Source organism: Mesorhizobium sp. P2_H9, from assembly GCF_056403215.1.
The window spans coordinates 261,931-275,366 of sequence record NZ_JBFUFX010000004.1 but is presented as its reverse complement, the minus strand read 5'-3'; the positions used below and the strand labels follow the sequence as shown (position 1 = coordinate 275,366).

Annotated in this window: 12 protein-coding genes; 10 read left to right on the top strand and 2 right to left on the bottom strand. The window is 62.9% G+C overall.

Going from position 1 to position 13,436, the window contains the following annotated elements; genetic code table 11:
• The 5 genes from AC1DXN_RS09560 to AC1DXN_RS09540 all read left to right on the top strand — a co-directional run bounded on the left by AC1DXN_RS09560 (window position 1) and on the right by AC1DXN_RS09540 (window position 6,396).
• Window positions 1-981, top strand: coding sequence for a glycosyltransferase family 2 protein (locus AC1DXN_RS09560; RefSeq protein ID WP_477275727.1), 981 nt, complete (start codon window positions 1-3; stop codon window positions 979-981).
• Entirely contained in the window at window positions 981-1,925 is a 945-nt protein-coding gene (locus tag AC1DXN_RS09555) for a glycosyltransferase family 2 protein (protein WP_477275725.1), read from the top strand. Before AC1DXN_RS09560 ends, AC1DXN_RS09555 begins: the two co-directional genes overlap by 1 nt.
• Entirely contained in the window at window positions 1,915-2,868 is a 954-nt protein-coding gene (locus AC1DXN_RS09550; protein ID WP_477275723.1) for a glycosyltransferase family 2 protein, read from the top strand. Before AC1DXN_RS09555 ends, AC1DXN_RS09550 begins: the two co-directional genes overlap by 11 nt.
• A gap of 76 nt (window positions 2,869-2,944) precedes the next feature.
• The gene (locus AC1DXN_RS09545; RefSeq protein WP_477241200.1) at window positions 2,945-3,841 is read left to right on the top strand and encodes a UTP--glucose-1-phosphate uridylyltransferase; all 897 of its coding nucleotides are present in this window, start codon (window positions 2,945-2,947) and stop codon (window positions 3,839-3,841) included.
• Window positions 3,842-4,017: 176 nt separating this feature from the next.
• Entirely contained in the window at window positions 4,018-6,396 is a 2,379-nt protein-coding gene (locus tag AC1DXN_RS09540) for a polysaccharide biosynthesis tyrosine autokinase (protein ID WP_477275721.1), read from the top strand.
• A 53-nt stretch (window positions 6,397-6,449) separates the two neighbouring features.
• Here AC1DXN_RS09540 and AC1DXN_RS09535 read toward each other — a convergent pair whose 3' ends face one another.
• Together AC1DXN_RS09535 and AC1DXN_RS09530 are read right to left on the bottom strand one after the other, a co-directional pair.
• Window positions 6,450-7,151 (bottom strand): metallophosphoesterase family protein, encoded by a 702-nt coding sequence (locus tag AC1DXN_RS09535; RefSeq protein WP_477241204.1) that lies wholly within the window; start codon window positions 7,149-7,151, stop codon window positions 6,450-6,452.
• A gap of 225 nt (window positions 7,152-7,376) precedes the next feature.
• Window positions 7,377-9,284 (bottom strand): propionyl-CoA synthetase, encoded by a 1,908-nt coding sequence (locus tag AC1DXN_RS09530; RefSeq protein ID WP_477275719.1) that lies wholly within the window; start codon window positions 9,282-9,284, stop codon window positions 7,377-7,379.
• A 146-nt stretch (window positions 9,285-9,430) separates the two neighbouring features.
• Between AC1DXN_RS09530 and AC1DXN_RS09525 the strand changes: the two genes are divergently transcribed.
• From AC1DXN_RS09525 to AC1DXN_RS09505, 5 genes are all read left to right on the top strand, one after another.
• Window positions 9,431-10,249 (top strand): DUF2259 domain-containing protein, encoded by an 819-nt coding sequence (locus AC1DXN_RS09525; protein WP_477275717.1) that lies wholly within the window; start codon window positions 9,431-9,433, stop codon window positions 10,247-10,249.
• Window positions 10,250-10,263: 14 nt separating this feature from the next.
• Entirely contained in the window at window positions 10,264-11,091 is an 828-nt protein-coding gene (locus AC1DXN_RS09520) for a DUF2259 domain-containing protein (RefSeq protein WP_477275715.1), read from the top strand.
• A 615-nt stretch (window positions 11,092-11,706) separates the two neighbouring features.
• Window positions 11,707-11,994, top strand: coding sequence for a PqqD family protein (locus tag AC1DXN_RS09515; protein ID WP_477241212.1), 288 nt, complete (start codon window positions 11,707-11,709; stop codon window positions 11,992-11,994).
• Window positions 11,994-12,428 (top strand): lasso peptide biosynthesis B2 protein, encoded by a 435-nt coding sequence (locus tag AC1DXN_RS09510; protein ID WP_477275713.1) that lies wholly within the window; start codon window positions 11,994-11,996, stop codon window positions 12,426-12,428. Before AC1DXN_RS09515 ends, AC1DXN_RS09510 begins: the two co-directional genes overlap by 1 nt.
• A complete protein-coding gene (locus AC1DXN_RS09505; RefSeq protein ID WP_477275711.1) occupies window positions 12,425-13,411 on the top strand; it encodes a serine kinase in 987 nt (328 codons plus the stop codon). Before AC1DXN_RS09510 ends, AC1DXN_RS09505 begins: the two co-directional genes overlap by 4 nt.
• Window positions 13,412-13,436 lie beyond the last annotated feature (25 nt).

Genomic DNA, 13,436 nt, shown 5'->3' with positions numbered 1-13,436 from the left:
ATGCTCCCCTCAAACCTGATCGTCATACCGTGCCTGAACGAGGCTGCGCATATCGGTGCGCTGCTCGATCAACTCCGGCCTGCGGCCGGAAGGCTCGGCGCCCACATCGTCGTCGCCGATGGTGGCAGCACCGACGGCACCTTGGCCATCGTCGAGGCGGTTGCCGCGAAAGATCCGCAGGTCGCGCTTCTCCACAACCCCAGGCGCATCCAGAGCGCGGCGATCAATCTCGCCGTCGCCACTTTCGGCAACGGTGCCGACTACCTCATCCGCATCGATGCGCATGGCGGCTATCCCGAGGATTTCTGCGACCGCCTGGTCGAGGAGGCGCTGGCCACCGGTGCCGATTCGGTCGTCGTCTCGATGCGGACCAGCGGCAGTGGCGCGGTGCAGAAAGCGGTTGCGGCGGCGCAGAACTCCAAGCTCGGCACCGGCGGCTCCAAGCACCGCCATTTGTCTGCGGGAGAATGGGTCGACCACGGCCACCACGCGCTGATCCGGATATCGGCCTTCACCGCGGTGGGCGGCTATGACGAGACGTTCAGCCACAATGAGGATGCCGAGTTCGACTATCGACTGCGTCAGGCCGGCCACCGGATCTGGATGAGCGGCAAGACGCAGATGATCTACTATCCGCGCTCGTCGCTGAAGGGCCTCTATTTCCAGTATCTCGGCTATGGCCGCGGCCGCGCCAAGAACGTGCTCAAGCACCGCATGGTGCCGAAGGTGCGGCAGATGATTCCGCTGCTGGTGTTTCCGGTGGTCCTGCTCGCGGCCTTGTCCTTCATCCACTGGCTGGCGGCGGTGCCGTTTCTGCTTTGGGCGGCGGTTTGCCTTGGCTATGGCGCTGTTACGGCCATCCGCCAGCGCAATCCTGGCTTCGCTTTGGTCGGCGTCTCGGCGATGGTCATGCATTTCGGCTGGTCCGTAGGCTTCTGGCTGCAGCTTCTCCGCGCCAGATTGCAACGCGGGGTGGCATGATGGCCGCGAAGAACCGCTCGATCGATATCTGCATCTGCACGTTCCGGCGGCCGGAGCTTGCCGACACGCTTTGTTCGATCGCTGCCATGGACATGCCTTCGGGGTTCGATGTCGGCGTCATTGTCGCCGACAATGACGATACGCCGACGGCGCAGGCGCTGGTGACGACGCTGGCTGCGGAATTGAAGCTGCCGATCCGTTATCGGCACGCCCCGGCGCGCAACATCTCGATCGCACGCAACGCCTGCCTTGACGCCAGCGCATCGGATTTTGTCGCCTTCATCGACGACGACGAAACCGCATCGTCGCGATGGCTGGCCGAACTGGTCGCGACGGCCGAAGTGGACGACGCTACCGCCGTGCTCGGCCCGGTGCGGGCACTTTATGGACCCGATGCGCCGGACTGGATGCGCAACGGTGATTTCCATTCGACGCTGCCGGTCTGGGTGCAGGGCGAGATCCGCACCGGCTACACCTGCAACGTCCTGCTCAGGATGGGCGACGACAGCCTTGCCGGCCGACGCTTCAGCCTGGCGCGTGGCCAGACAGGCGGCGAGGACACCGAGTTTTTCGATCGCATGGTCAAGGCCGGCGGCACGATCGCGTTTGCCCCGGAGGCCTGGGTCGAGGAGGTGGTGCCGCGCGCCAGGGCCGCCTTCGACTGGCTCAGCCGCCGCCGCTTCCGCTTCGGGCAGACGCATGGCCATTTGTTGGGAAGCAATGCGCACGGCATCCGGCGGGTTGGGCAAGTCGGACTTGCATCGGCCAAGGCGGCTTTCTGCTTCGCAGCGGCAATCGTGACCGCCGTCAGTCCGGTGCGCCGGAACCGCAGCGTGCTGCGCGGCATCATGCATGTCGGCGTCGTCAGCGGCCTCGTCGGCGTCCGCGAAATTCGCCAGTACGGCCTGTCCTCGCCACAGCAAGGGGGCAAGCGTGCAGCCTGACGTCAGCTTTGTCATCGCCGCCTACAACGCCGAGGCAACACTCGGCCGGGCAATCGACAGCGCCATCGCACAGAAGGATGTCTCTGTCGAAATCATCGTCGTCGACGACCAGTCGCGCGACAGAACGCTCGATGTGGCTCGGTCCTATCCGCAAGATGTCGTGCGGGTCGTGGCGCTTCGCGCAAATCGTGGTCCCGGCGGCGCCAGGAATGCCGGCCTCGAGCTTGCCAGCGGCAGGTGGGTCGCGGTTCTCGATTCCGACGATGCCGTCTATCCCGGGCGGATTTCCGCCATGATCGCGCGTGCGGAGAAGGCGGGCGCCGAGATCGCCGTCGACAACCTTCAGGTCGTGCGCGAGGAGGACGGTGTCGCCGAAGACACCATGTTTCCGGCCGACTATCTCAGAGGCTTGCGCGAAATCTCGCTCGCCGACTTCATCGGCTGCAATGTGGTTTTCGAATCGAAATTCAATTTCGGCTATCTCAAGCCGATCTTCCAGCGCCGGTTTCTGAACGAAAACGGGCTTCGCTATGATGAAAATTTGATCATCGGCGAAGATTACATCCTGCTTGCCAACGCTCTGGCCAAGGGCGGCACATGCGTGGTCGAGCCGACGACCGGCTATGTCTACCATATCCGCACCGGCTCCATTTCCCGCGTGCTTGAGCTTCACCACGTCGAGGCGATGCGCAAGGCCGATGCCGTCTTCGCCCAGACCCACTCCATGGATCCGGAGGCGCAAGCCGCCTTCGCCAGGCGCAGCCGCAGTCTGCGCAAGGCGGCATCGTTTCTGTCGCTGGTCCAGCACATCAAGGCGCGGTCACCGCTCAAGGCGATMCGGACCGCGCTCAGTGATCCGGCGGCGGTCAGGCATATGAGCATGCCGATCGCCGTCCGGCTGAAAAGGGTAGCGGCACAGTTCGCCGTGGGCATGGGGAGGTGAAGAGTGCGGGCAGGTGAAGAAATGGTTTTTCATAGCCAGCGATAGTTGAAGTCGATCCTCTCAAAAGGAATATGCGATGCAGAAAGTCAGGAAGGCAGTCATACCGGTGGCGGGGCTTGGAACACGGTTCCTGCCGGCGACCAAATCGATGCCGAAGGAGATGCTGCCGGTCGTCGACAGGCCTGTGGTCCAGTATGCGGTGGACGAAGCGTTCGAAGCCGGCATCGAGCACATCGTGTTCGTCACCGGCCGCAACAAGGCTGTCATCGAAGACTATTTCGACCTGCACCCTGAACTGATCGGAACGCTGGAACAGACCGGCAAGAAAGCGCAGCTGCAGTCGCTTGAAAGCCTGCTTCCCGTGGCCGGCGCCACCAGCTTCATCCGGCAGCAGTCGCCGCAAGGTCTCGGCCATGCGGTGTGGTGCGCGCGCGAGGTCATCGGCAACGAGCCCTTCGCCTTGCTGCTCCCGGACATGGTGTCCTTTGGCGGTCGCGGTTGCCTCGCCGAAACTGTCGATCTCTACCAGCAGACCGGCGGCAACGTCATAGCCGTCGAGCGTTGCGAGCCGAGCGAGACCAGCAAATACGGCATCGTCGGCCGTGGCGCCGAGGTCGGCACGGGCTTCGAGGTGACGGCCATGGTCGAAAAGCCGGCGCCCGCCAACGCACCGTCGAACTATTACATCAATGGCCGCTACATCCTGCAGCCCGAGATTTTCTCGCTGCTGAGCAACCAGCAGCGCGGCGCCGGCAATGAAATCCAGCTCACCGACGCCATGGTTCGCCTGGCGCAGAGCCAGTCCTTCTTCGCCCAGCCTTTCCTAGGCCGCATGTTCGATTGCGGTTCGAAGGAAGGCTTCATCGAGGCCAATATCGCCTTCGCGCTGGCGCGCAACGACATGAAGGGTCCGATCTTCGAAATGCTGCAGCAGTTCGTGCGGTCGCATGAGCGCCAGGAAGAAGCCGCATAATGCCCATCTTTTGGGAGCATAGCGTGTCGACGCTACACATGCTGCCGCGCTTGGCCGGCACTCTATCTGGCATGAAGTTTGCGTCGCATGCTTTGCCCCCGATCTTCGAGGCCTCGGAGCCGATGGGGCGCGACCCCATCTTGCTCTAGCGCCTGCAACCTAGAATTGGACCGAAGATGAACTATGCCAACTTTCCTCTCGACAAGAGGATGCCATTGCCGAACTCAGATACGGGAAACGGCGAGGACTTCATCGACATCGAGCGCCTGCTTGGCATGGCTATGCGGCAGGCCAAGGTGGTGGCGGTGTGTGCGGTCATCGGTCTTTGTCTAGGCGTGCTCTATCTGCAGACCACCCCCAAAACCTACGTGTCGGTTGCCAGCGTTCTGATCGACGAGGGACTGAACAAGGTCGTTGATGAAGTCTCTGCCGCGTCTGTCAGCATGCAGACCGACGCCGCCCTGCTCAGCCAGATCGAGATCATCAACTCGGCAAGGCTGGCGGCGGTGGTCGTCGACAAGCTGAAGCTTGACCAGAACGACGCGTTCATGAACCCGCCAGTGTCGGCGCTGGCGAAGGGCATCGGCTTTGCGCGCGGGTTGGTTGGCTATTTCCGAAGCAGTTCTGGCCCGGATATCCCCGGTCTCGAAAATGTCGACGCTGCGACGCGTGAGGCCATGATGGTCACGGCACGCCGCGACTACGCAATCCTCAAGCTGCAGAGCGAAATACTGGCGCAGCGCAACGGCCGCAGCTACGTGATTGACCTTGGCTATCAGTCGACGGACCCTGCGCTCGCGACCGCAATCACCAAGGCCTATTCCGAGGCTTATCTCGCCGACCAGCTCAATGCGAGCTTTGACGCCACCGAACGGGCGGCGGTCTGGCTGCAGGGCCGGCTCACCGAGCTCCGCGAAAGCTCGCAGGCAGCATCACTGGCGGTCGAGAAATTCAAGGCCGAGCATGGATTGTCTGCCGGCAGCGATGGCCAGTTGATCAGCGACAAGCAATTGTCTGACCTGAACGCCCAGCTCATCGTTGCGCAGGCCGATACCGCTCGTGCCGGCGCCCGTTACCAGCAGTACAAGACGATCGTGGAAAGCGGCTCCGAAAACGCCTTCAACGACTCCGCAATATCGAGCGACCAGCCGGCCAGTTCGGTGATTGCAACGCTCAAGACCCGCTATCTCACCGTCGCCAAGCGACTTCAGGATGTCACGGCCAATTTTGGTGCCGAACATCCCCAGGCCGTTGCGCTGGCCAAGGAGAAGGCCGACCTGTCGACGCAGATCTTCGGCGAACTGCGGCAGCTGACCGAAAGTTACCGCAACGAATATGAGGTTGCTCTCTCGCGCGAGACGGCGCTCCGGCAAAAGATCGCCGATGCGGCCGGCAAGAGTTCCATCGATAACCAGTCGCAGGTCAAATTGCGCGATCTGGATCAGCAGGCGACGGCGCTCACCACGCTCTACCAGACGTTCCTCAGCCGCTATGAGGAAGCCTCGCAGCAGCAGTCTTTCCCGGTCGGCAAGGTCCGCATCATCTCCGATGCGACAACGCCGATGTCGGCGGCGGGCCCGCGCACATCCAAGGTGCTGGCGCTTACGCTCGTGCTCGGCCTCCTGCTCGGCGCCGGCTTCGGCGGCCTGAACGAATTCAACGAACGGTTCTTCAGAACCGGCGAGGATGTTCGCGATCGCGTCGGCCTCAAATTCCTCGGCTACCTGCCAACGATCGGCGGCAAGGTCGGAAAGGAAACCGACGACGCTCAGGCGGATGTCAAAGGCACCAACGCGCTGTCAGCCGCCGAAAGGCGGGCACGCATGCGGGTGAGCGTCGACGCGCCGGCATCGATGTTCTCCGAAACGCTCCGCAACGCCAAGATCGCCTTCGATGTGGTGATGGAAGGGCAAGGCAGCCGGGTGATCGGCGTGATCTCACTGCTGCCTGGCGAAGGCAAGTCGACGATCGCCGCAAATCTGGCGGGATTGCTTGCCGCCAATGGCGCGAAAACCTTGCTGATCGACGGCGATTTGCGCAATCCCGGCCTCAGCCGCAACCTTGGCATGGAAACAGAGCAAGGGCTGATGGAAGCGGTGGTCAACGGCCAGACCTGGCAATCGGTCGGCAAGATCGACCGGCAGACAAAACTGGCGATCATCCCGGCCGTGCTGCGTGGCCAATTCTCGCATACGAGCGAACTTCTCTCTTCGGCTGGAATGCGGCGTTTCATCGAGAACGCCAAGGAGACGTTCGAATATATCGTCGTCGATCTGCCGCCCCTGGGTCCCGTGGTCGATGCCAAGGCCTTCGCGCCGCTGGCCGATGGTTTCGTGCTGGTGACCGAGTGGGGGCGCACGCCGCGCGCCATGGTGCGGTCGATGCTGGAACAGGAACCCTATGTTGCCAACAAGATCGTCGGCGTCGTCCTCAACAAGGTCGATCTGAAGAAGCTGGCAAAATACGGATCGCTCGGCGGCTCTGAAAAATTCTTCGACAAATATTCGAGCTATTATCTGGAGAAATCGGAAGTGCGGACGAGGGCTGCGGCCTAGCCCTGCGCGAGCTCAAAATGGCTTGCAGCGCCGCGGCGCTGTAAGCCAGAGACCTAAGAAAATATCAGCTTGCCATGCTTGCCGGCGATCCTGACGGCCGTCAGCCTTCCACTTTGGAAGGCGCCGGTGTCGATGTCGAGCCGGCGCCCTTCGAGCCTTGGAGTGTCTACCACTGTGTGCCCATGCACCACCCAGCGGTCGAGAAGATGCGCGGCCTCAAAGAACTCCGAGCGGATGGTGAGCAGGTCGTCCTCGTCCTGCTCGGCGAGATCGATGCCCGGCCTGATTCCGGCGTGAACGAAGACGAATTTCCTTGAGCAGATCAGGACCGGCAGCGTGCGCATGAAATTGACATGGCCGGCGGGAATAGCCTCCCTTATGCGCTGGTCGACCTCTTCGCTCGAACCATAGAGATCGACCAGTCGCGCCGGGTCGAGACCGTAGGAGAACAGGGTTTCGAGGCCGCCAGCCGCCAGCCACAGTTCCCTTGAAAGATGGCCGTCGAGGTAGTTCAGCATCGCAACTTCATGGTTTCCTGCAAGGCAGGCGCGCAGGAACCCCCTCGGCGGCGGCGCGATCAGATGATCGAGCACGCGCGCCGACTGAATGCCGCGATCGATATAATCGCCAAGCATGATGATGATCTTGCGCCCGCGGAAGGGCAGCGCATCGAGCAGGATCTTCTGTTCCAGCGCCAGGAGTTCCTTGTAGCAGCCATGCACGTCGCCGATCGCGTAGACGACCGTATCCTGCATATCCATTTCCAGGCGCTCGCGCGCCGCGGTTCTGGGTTTTCTCGATCGCTGAAACAAGGCCACGGATTGGGGCTCGATACCTGCTGAAATGGATCTCGGTGTTGAAGCGCGCTGCCACCCCACGCTTGCGAAACGTCGATACCATGCCTGGCGTTGGAAATTCCATAACAGCGACAGGCCGCCATCGAAAGCCGGCGTGTCATGGCATGGCGGCCGGGCGGTTTCCTACAGCCCTATGCCACGTCCCTTCAGCGCCGCGCCGATCTCGTCGAGGATGGCGGGGTCGTCGATGGTCGCCGGCATGGTCCATGCTTCCTTGTCGGCGATCTTCTGCATGGTGCCACGCAGTATCTTGCCGGAGCGCGTCTTGGGCAGGCGCTTGATCGTCACCACCGTCTTGAACGCGGCGACCGGACCGATCCGTTCGCGCACCAGGGCGACCACCTCGCTCTCGATGGCGCCGGCATCGCGGTCGACGCCGGCATTGAGCACGACGAAGCCGAGCGGGATCTGGCCCTTCATCGCATCGGCGATGCCGATGACGGCGCATTCGGCAACATCGGGATGCGCCGAGAGCACCTCTTCCATGGCCCCGGTCGACAACCGGTGGCCGGCGACATTGATGATGTCGTCGGTGCGCGCCATGACATAGAGATAGCCGTCAGCATCAACCATGCCGGCATCGGCCGTCTTGTAGAAGCCGGGGAATTCGTCGAGATAGGCTTGGCGAAACCGGTCATCGGCGTTCCACAGCGTCGGCAGGCAGCCTGCCGGCAGCGGCAGCTTCACCACCACATTGCCGAGCGTGCCGCGCGGCACCTCATGGCCGGCATCGTCGAGTACGCGAATGTCGTAGCCGGGCATCGGCACGCCGGGCGAGCCGTATTTCACCGGCAAAAGGCCGAGGCCGGCAGGGTTGATGGTCATCGGCGAACCGGTCTCGGTCTGCCACCAATGGTCGATCACCGGCACGTTCAGTTTCTGCTCCGCCCATTTGATGGTTTCCGGGTCGGCACGCTCACCGGCCAGGAACAGGGTGCGGAATTTCGACAGGTCGTATTTCGGCACGAATTCGCCCTTGGGGTCCTGACCCTTGATGGCGCGAAAGGCGGTCGGCGCGGTGAACAGCGCCACCACGCCGTGCTCTGATATCACCCGCCAATAGGTGCCGGCATCGGGTGTGCCGACCGGCTTGCCCTCGAACAGGATGCTTGTCGCGCCATGCAGCAGCGGCCCGTAGACGATGTAGGAGTGACCGACCACCCAGCCGACGTCGGACGCCGCCCAGAACACCTCGCCCGGCTTGACGCCGAACTCGTTTTCCATCGTCCATTTCAGCGCGACCATGTGGCCGCCATTGTCGCGCACGATTCCCTTTGGCTGACCGGTCGTGCCGGATGTGTAGATGATGTAGAGCGGATCGGTGGCCAGCACCGGAACGCAATCGACATTGGCGCCGGCCGCCCGCTCGCGGGCAACGGCGTCGGCAAAGTCGATGTCGTAGTGCTCCTTCAGTTCGCAGCGCAGCTGGTCGCGCTGCAGGATCAGGCAGCCATCGGGCTTGTGCCGCGCCAGCTCGATGGCCGTGTCGAGCAGCGGCTTGTAGGCAACGACGCGTCCCGGCTCCAGGCCGCAGGAGGCTGAGATGATCAGCTTCGGCTTGGCGTCGTCGATGCGGGTGGCAAGCTCGTGCGAGGCAAAGCCTCCGAAGACCACCGAATGCACGGCGCCGATGCGGGCGCAGGCCAGCATGGCGAAGGCCGCTTCCGCCACCATCGGCATGTAGATGATGACGCGGTCGCCTTTGCGAATGCCGCGGTTCTTCAGCACCGAGGTCAGCGCCACCACCTCGCGTTTCAGCTCGGCATAAGTGAATTTCTTGACCGTTCCGGTGATGGCGCTGTCATGGATCAGCGCGACCTGGTCGGCACGGCCGCCGGCCACATGACGGTCGATGGCGTTGTAGCAGGTGTTGCAGGTGGCGCCATTGAACCAGCGGCCATAGACGCCAGCGCTGGCATCGAACACGCTGTCGGGGGGCGAATACCAGTCGATGGCTTTGGCCGCGTCAGCCCAGAACTTTTCCGGGTCGCGTTGCCAGCCGTCATAGACCTCGTGATAGCGTGACGCCATCCAACTTCCTTCCGCGAACGATTTGCCGTCTTTGGAAAGAGCCTAGCTGTTTTTCCCCGCCATGTGCAATTTCGTCTTTCGCCGACCTCGCCTTGGCCGCAAATGCAAGGCAGCATGGTCCGGGGTTGGAATGGGGGTGGAACCCAATGATTTTGCGATGCGGGATCGGGCGGGCTGCGTTCGCGGCGCTGTTTTCGGTGATGGCGTCCTCCGCCCAAGCGGGCGATGGCGCCGCCGTCGATCCGCTCGGCTTTTCCAGTGACGGCCGCTACTTCGCCTTCGAGCAATACGGCACGGAAAGCGTCGCCGGCATGGATTACTCGGAAACCTACGTGATTGACTTTGCCACGAGCAGGCCCGTCGACGGCACGCCGCTGGTCGCCGACACCACCACGGTCGACGACAGTCTTTTGCAGGACCCGAACCAGGATCCGCTCGCTATCGTCCGGCTTGAAGCGAAGAAACAGGCGGCGCCCTTGCTCGCCCGGTTCGGCATCGACACTGCCGGCATCGAGCTTGGCAGCGTCGCCGCCAGCCGCTCGCGCGAGACCACGCTTGCCATCGCCGACGAGACCGACGGGCGGCAATCGCCGGTGGTCAAGGCATTGCAGCAAGCGGCGGTCGCGACAACGCCGCTCGATGCCTCGGCATTCGGGGTCGGCGCGCATGTGGATCTGCACGAATTTGCCGTCGATACGGCCGCAGGCACGTGCGCCGACTATGGCTACAGCGGCAAAGGCTTCAGCCTGACGCTGGAGCGCGCCGGCAAGCAGCCGCTGGCGCTTGGCGCCAGCCAGTCTCCGCGGGCGAGTGACGGCTGCCCGCTGGGCTTCGGCCTGGCGGAAGTGCATGCCTTGCGGCTCGCCGACAATTCGATCGCGCTTGCGGTGCTCGTGCAACGCTTCGAATATGTCATGGAAGACCCAGACCGCCGCTTCATGGCGGTGACCGCCCTGGTGAAATGAAGGAGCCGGAGGACATGCTTCGTCGACGAATCATCGCATGGCCGCTGCTCGTGGCGGCTCTTGGTGCGGGTTTGGCATTGTCTGCCGGAACCGCTCAGGCCGGCGATGCCGCGGCACGGGGTATCATCGGCTTTTCGCCCGACGGCAACTACTTCGCCTTCGAGCAATACGGCACGCTCGACGCCGGAGCCTCGGATTCAGGCTATTCGGAAATCGACATCATCGACACAAGCACCGACCAGTTCGTTGGCGGTAAACCCATTCTTGTCGTCGACGAGTCGGAGGAGTCGACACTAACCCTGGAGCAGGCGCGGGCGCAGGCCGCGGCGCAAGCGGCGCCGATCCTCGCCAAATACGCCATCGCGGCGCGCGGCGAACGCACGGCTTCCGACAAGTTCACTTTTCCCGACGATATGGTCGACTACAACGACATCGCCCGCCTCGAACAGGTCTCGCAGAAATGGCTCTCGCCGCTCTATGACGAACTTGAGATCTCAACCATCCAGCTCGAGCAGATCCTGGCCGACAGCAAAACGGATTGCTCGGCAAGTTTCGACGAGACGCAGCAAGGCGGCTCAGCACTTCAAGGCGACAAAACCGGCAAGGCGCTCGGTTTCCGCCTGACGCTGGAAGGGCAGGATGGCAAGCCGTTCAAGCTGCTGCACGAGGACAAGACCGTACCGGGGTCGCGCAATTGCCCGACCTCCTACAGCCTGTCGGAATCCTATGAATTCACCCCGGATGGCAAGCCGGCTGTGATTGCCGTGCTGGTGCAGCGCTTCAGCCAGGGGTTTGAGGGGCGCGATCGCCGCTTCATTGCGGTGACCGGGCAAGCGCGCTGAAAAAGCGTCGTCCTGCGCGCAGGCATCCGCGCGCGATTAGGCCGCTCCTGAACGGAGCGGCATCCATGCTGGTCAATGATTCCTGGTCGCCCTAAAGCGGCAATGCCGCGAGCATGAGGCCAACACCACCGGCGATCAGTATGGCCGCAGCCAAGGCTTTCCTGTGACGCTCGAACCCTGTTGGGGCCCGATCCCAATTGTAACGCATACTCTGTCTCCCAAACACCCGGCCGACTCCATAGCTTACTCTGGGTAAGGAAGGCAATACTGCGTCCGAATCTGCCTCGCCTGCTTGACAATGCGCCGTGCCGGCTGGCACGTGCAGTTCACCGACGATTTCAGGGGGGTCTTGTGAAGAAAACTTATGAAAAGCCTGTGTTGAGCAAGCGCGAGAAGCTGTCTCAGATAGTTGCGTCTCCGAGTTCACACTGATCTCTAGTGCCATTCCAGAAGCCCGCTTCATGGATCGAGGCGGGCTTTTGCTTTGCTGGTTCAAACGGATCTGAATCTGGCGAAACTGTCGGTGCCCGTGCTACGATGCCGCCGGACAATGGACAGTGCGGCGTTGCCGCGCTAATTGCTCTCCAGCAAAACTTGCCTATTTGGAGCGGGTCCGTGGTCGAAATTGCATCTGAGACGGTTCTGCGGCTGGTGGACGACGCCTCGGTCCAGCATGTCGGCGACGGCGCCGTGGTGCTTCTGGCGCGTAGCGGCCAGCTCTACACCTGCAACAGCACGACCGAGGCCTTCCTCGACAAGGTGGACGGCGACCGCAGCCTCGACCAGATTGTCGCCCTGCTCGCCGACGAGTTCGAGATCGACAAGGGCACGCTCGATCAGGACATGGCAGAACTGGCGGCCGAGCTTGTCTCGGAAGGTATCCTCGCCGACCCGGGCGCATGATGGCGGACGGTCCCTTGTTGCGCGCGTTGTTTCGCGGTCATTTGTGGGCAAGCGCCCGGCTGATGCCGGTCCTGATCGGCCACCGCAATTTCGAAGCCGTGCTCAAATGGGCGCCGCTCTCCTCGTCGACACCCTATCGCGGTCTGCCGTCCGCCTACATCGTCGCCAGCGTCAACCGTACGGTCCGGCATCCATGGCTGATGCGCGACCGCCGGTGCCTGCGGGAAGGCTTGCTGGCGCATCGCTTCCTGCGCTTTGCCGGCTTCGATCCGGATTTGCGCTTCGGCGTTGATCCGAAGTCGATGCATGCACCGCGCATTGCGGCGCATTGCTGGGTCTGCCTCGACGGCCGGCCGGTGGTCAGCGACAGCCTTCCCGGCATGGTGGAAATCTATCGCCACCATGCCGACGCCGGAAAGGCGCACGCCGCTTGACCAGACCCGCCGCCTCAGGCCGCTATGCCCTCAACGGACAGGTCATCGGCATCACCGCCGAAAGCCCCGATCTTTGGCGGGATTTCGACAAAATGGTTGCCAGCCTGCGCGTCAGCGAAACGGCCGAGCCGAGCTTTCGCATAGATATCGGCGAGACAGAATCCTTGCCGGAATCGCCGGATGGCTCGCTCGCTTTCGATGGCGAGGTGCCCGAGGACGGCCATTGCCGGATGATCGACAATGGCGCCGTCATCCATCTGATTTTCCCCGGCAGCCAGACATGCTCGATCCATGCCGGCGAAGGCTGGGCCAGGATCTACGTCCGCCCGGATACGAAGATTGTCTGGACGCTGTGGATGCTGGTGCTCGATGCCGCACTCGATGCCGGCGGCCAGCATATGCTGCACACCGCCGGGCTGACGCTGCCAGGCAGCGATGCTCTTGTACTGATCCATGCGCCGAGCGGCACCGGCAAAAGCACGACGTCGCTGGCGCTGGCCTCGCAAGGGTTCGGCCTCTGTTCGGACGATGCCATGGTCCTCAACCTCGCTTCGGGCAAGGCTCTCGCATGGGGCCTGCCGCGGGCTGCCAAGATCCATCGCAAAACCGCCGAGATGATCCCGCTCGTCCAGCCATGTCTCGGCCTCTCCTGGGATCGCAATGGCGAGCAGGCCGTCTCGCTCGAACGCCTGCGCGAGATCATACGCGTCGAGGACACGGGGCCCAGGCCGGTCGCGGCACTCTTCCATCTCGCCCGCTCGGCCGATGGCCAGAACCGGCTGGTCGCCATGGCCAAAACCGACGCAATGGTGGCGCTGGCCGCGGACAATGTCAGGACTGGCATGACCGGCCTGTTGCCGCTGCAGAAGCGCCGGATGGCGACGATCACCAAATTGGTTCTGGCCGTTCCAACCTTTACGCTGCAAGTCGGGGCCACGCCGGCCGACGCCGCGCCGCTGATCCGCGCGGCATTGGCGGAATAGCGCTAAGCGGTCTCAATCTTCTCTG